The sequence below is a fragment of the Spirulina subsalsa FACHB-351 genome, from assembly GCF_026130165.1.
Classification (GTDB): domain Bacteria; phylum Cyanobacteriota; class Cyanobacteriia; order Cyanobacteriales; family Spirulinaceae; genus Spirulina_A; species Spirulina_A subsalsa_A.
The window spans coordinates 1-3,493 of record NZ_JAIHOM010000223.1; the positions used below are offsets into that span (position 1 = coordinate 1).

Consider the following 3,493-nt stretch of genomic DNA (forward strand, 5'->3'; position numbering starts at 1 on the left):
TCGCCGCTACCCTGGCACAAACTCTAACCGCTAGGTTTGCTGTCAGATTAAATTCTTCCCGAATCGTTTTATAGACTTCCGCCTGGATCCGATTCTTGTTTTTAATCTTGGGATTAACAACCTCGTTCGCATAGTTGCAGGCCGACCCGAAAGCCACCAGGGTTTTATCAAGCTTTTGAGCTTGCTCTGGTGTTGGGTTGAGCTTACAAACTATGGTTAGGACTTGGTTCATGAGACTATTATAGCTCACCGAGGTGAAAGCCGTCGTGAACGACGGGGCTTCAGACCCATTCTTTTGGTGATCTGAATGGAATTGACGGACGCTAACAGTCAGAAGGGGGCTAGAGTCCTAGGCAGCCTTGATCAAACCAGTGACACAGATCGCCTGAAACCCTAATCTAGATCCCAGAAAACCCCAAACCTATATCACTCCTAGCGTTGATCAAGTTTACAAACTTTGACAGAAACACATCACTGGAGAAACTCGAAAAAAAAGAGATAGTAGAAACATAGCAAACCAAAACCTCCTAAAAGCCATGTTTCCTCAACTTCAACTTCTCCCCGGTGCCATCTCTGAAATCCTCGCCGCTAGTGCAGAAACCAAAACCTTAACTTTAGGCGATCGCTACGGCCTCCTCGCCGCCGTCACCAACGAACAACTCGACGAAGAAGAAAGACGCGCCGTAGATCGCCTCCTCAGAGCCTACCAACGAGGACGGATTCACCTCGCCGCCTAACCTCCCGTTCCTTGCTCGACATATTTTAGGAGGACAAGCAAGGTTCACTCAGTTATGAAGTTATGAAAACATATTGCGACTAGAACAAGGGATAGAATGCCCTTGTTTTTTATTTGAACATCAAAATTTACCATCAAATAAAGTCGCTGTGATCCTCATCATAGCTTTATTCCATTCTGTGTCACAACAAAAGTGTGTGTTAATTCACGCCTCAATATAGATAGAGATCAATGTAAAACCCGATTATTTTTAGCATTATATTTATAGAACAAGACGATAACTCCCGACAGAGTTTCAACATCATTAAGACCTCTTTACCTCAGTTGACCCACTGAGGTTTTTTATTGGCTTTGAGCGAACGACTCCACTCCACTGGCGGGATGGGGCATTCCCAGCAATCTTGTTAAAATTCAAAGTAATTCCCAGATCAACCCCGAGTCACCATGCCCCAATATCCCATCCCCTCCTTCTTCAACCCCCAAACTGTGGGGGGAGTGTGGCGCGTCCCTTACCAACAACGCGCCATTGAAGCCCAACAGTGGGCAAAAGCACACCAAATTACTCCCGCTCACACCGATCAAACCCGGATTTGTTTACTGATTATTGACGCACAAAATACCTTCTGCTTACCCGATTTTGAACTATTTGTTGGGGGAGCTTCCGGTCGCGGGGCCATCGAAGATAATACCCGCCTCTGTGCCTTTATTTATCGCTATTTAGGCCTCATTACCGACATTACCCCCACCTTAGACACCCATAGCGCCATGCAGATTTTTCACCCTGTATTCTGGGTGAATCAACAGGGGGAACACCCCACACCAGCCGCCACTCAGATCACCCCCTCGGACTTGGAACAGGGGAACTGGCGAGTAAACCCCGCCATTGCTCCCAGTCTCGGTTACAACCCCCTAGACTTGGAACAGTATGCCCGCCACTATGTCCAACAACTCACCGCCGAGGGGAAATATCCCCTCACCATTTGGCCCTATCACTCCATGTTAGGGGGCATTGGTCACGCCCTCGTTGCAGCCGTTGAAGAGGCCTGCTTTTTCCACAATATCGCCCGCCAGAGTCAGACCCATTTTGAACTGAAAGGGGGAAATCCCCTCACGGAAAATTACTCTGTCTTGCGACCCGAAGTCCTCACCGGGGCAGACGGTCAACCCATCGCCGAGCCAAACAAGGCCTTAATGCAAAGACTTCTTCAATTTGATGCCGTTGTAATGGCAGGACAAGCCAAGAGTCACTGTGTCGCTTGGACTATTGATGACTTATTAACGGCAATTCAAGCCCAAGACCCTAAACTCGCTCACAAGGTCTATTTACTGGAAGATTGTACCTCTCCAGTAGTGGTGCCGGGGGTGGTAGACTTCACTGAGGCTGCCGATCAAGCCTTTAATCGTTTCGCACAGGCCGGGATGCACTTGGTTCAATCCACTACACCCCTAGAGACTTGGCCGGGGTTGACCTTAAATCGTTAAACTGTGTGGAAAAAAAGTGCATTATCTCCAAAATTCATCGTTAATATCTCTATCTTCTACATAACCACAATGGGGACAAACATGGGTTCTTGTCGATAGAGATTTAAATACCTTCATTGCAGATAAAACAACCCAACCATCCCCACTAGGGTGACGGCGATGACCAGTAAGGTTTTCTGTCGTAGTTTCATGGTGTGTGATCTCCAAATGTGACAAAAAATGTGACAAATAGACTTGGACGAATATCCAACTAGCCTTGTGGTGCGATCGCGCCCCAGAAAACTAAGCTCCCCCAAAAATCATACCTTAGATAGATGTTGTGTCGTACTATGAGCAACTCATTGGAGGTCGTTAACACGGTTTCAGAAACGTTGATCGCAAAAGTGCGGTAAGTTGAGAATTTTTATCAACATAGTTGACATATATTTTCAACAAGGCTATAGTAAACGGAGTGTTCTCCTCTCATTGAGATTGAATGAATTAGCGGGACGGGTTAGAGATAGCAGCCAGTCCCCTCTTTTTTTGGGTATAGGGATTTGATAATTAATGATGAATAATTCGTGAAGGATTAGAATGGCATATCCTCGGGTTCTTCCCCTTCCCCGTCGCTATCGGGGATGAATTCGGGGTCATCTGTGACTATTCCTGTTGCCGAATTAGGTGGGAGAATTTCTTGTTCTAAATTCAAAACCTCACCGGAAAACATTTTTAGGACTTTTTGCAGAGCTTGTTTAATGTCCTCGTCGTCTTCGTCGTTGTCCTCCTCGGTGGTTGTGATGACGGGAGGAGTGGGGGGAGAGGAGGGGGGAGTTTTGGGGGGAAGGATGGGAGGATTGCTGCCATTGCTCTGATTAACTGGATTGGAGAAGTTATGCCCGTTACCTTTCCCGTTGTGGGGTTCTGGTGCTGGGGGTGGGGGGGAAGGAGGGGAAACGGGGGAAGGTGTCACTTTCCGAGGTGAAGGAGAAGCGGGAGGGGGGGATTTTGGTCTGACTTGTAACTGGACTTTGATTTTTTGATGAAAAACTTTCTCAAAAGCAATTTCAACATCTTTGATCTGTTTTTCGGCTATGTTCAATAGGCCCGGAGTGGGGACGGAAAGATAAGCGACACAATCCTCTAGGTCAAAGTTGAGGATGGTGCAATGTTGTTGGAGTAAGGCACGAGACAAGGAGGGTAAGTGGTCTAAAATCTGTTGCCAGAGTAGCTGAATCCGTTGCTGTAAGATTTCTGCTTCGGTTTCTGGGGTGGAGGGTGTAGGTTGGGCAGGGGGGG

Annotated in this window: 2 protein-coding genes and 2 pseudogenes; 2 read left to right on the forward strand and 2 right to left on the reverse strand. The window is 47.3% G+C overall.

The window, feature by feature from the left end:
• A pseudogene (locus K4A83_RS22355) lies at positions 1 to 232 on the reverse strand (RNA-guided endonuclease InsQ/TnpB family protein); the annotation flags it as partial.
• Between the two features lie 304 nt (positions 233 to 536).
• Here K4A83_RS22355 and K4A83_RS22360 point away from each other — a divergent pair.
• Both K4A83_RS22360 and K4A83_RS22365 read left to right on the forward strand, forming a co-directional pair.
• The gene (locus K4A83_RS22360; RefSeq protein WP_265266927.1) at positions 537 to 737 is read left to right on the forward strand and encodes a hypothetical protein; all 201 of its coding nucleotides are present in this window, start codon (positions 537 to 539) and stop codon (positions 735 to 737) included.
• A gap of 443 nt (positions 738 to 1,180) precedes the next feature.
• On the forward strand, positions 1,181 to 2,218 hold the full coding sequence (locus tag K4A83_RS22365; protein ID WP_265266928.1) for a cysteine hydrolase family protein: 1,038 nt from the start codon (positions 1,181 to 1,183) through the stop codon (positions 2,216 to 2,218).
• Positions 2,219 to 2,786: 568 nt separating this feature from the next.
• On the opposite strand, the pseudogene K4A83_RS22370 reads toward K4A83_RS22365, so the two are convergent.
• Positions 2,787 to 3,493, reverse strand: a pseudogene (locus K4A83_RS22370) (DNA polymerase III subunit gamma/tau); the annotation flags it as partial.

Coding starts and splice junctions, on each gene's coding strand:
- K4A83_RS22365 (WP_265266928.1), top strand. CDS start 1,181: ATGCCCCAATATCCCATCCCCTCCTTCTTCAACCCCCAAACTGTGGGG.
- K4A83_RS22360 (WP_265266927.1), top strand. CDS start 537: ATGTTTCCTCAACTTCAACTTCTCCCCGGTGCCATCTCTGAAATCCTC.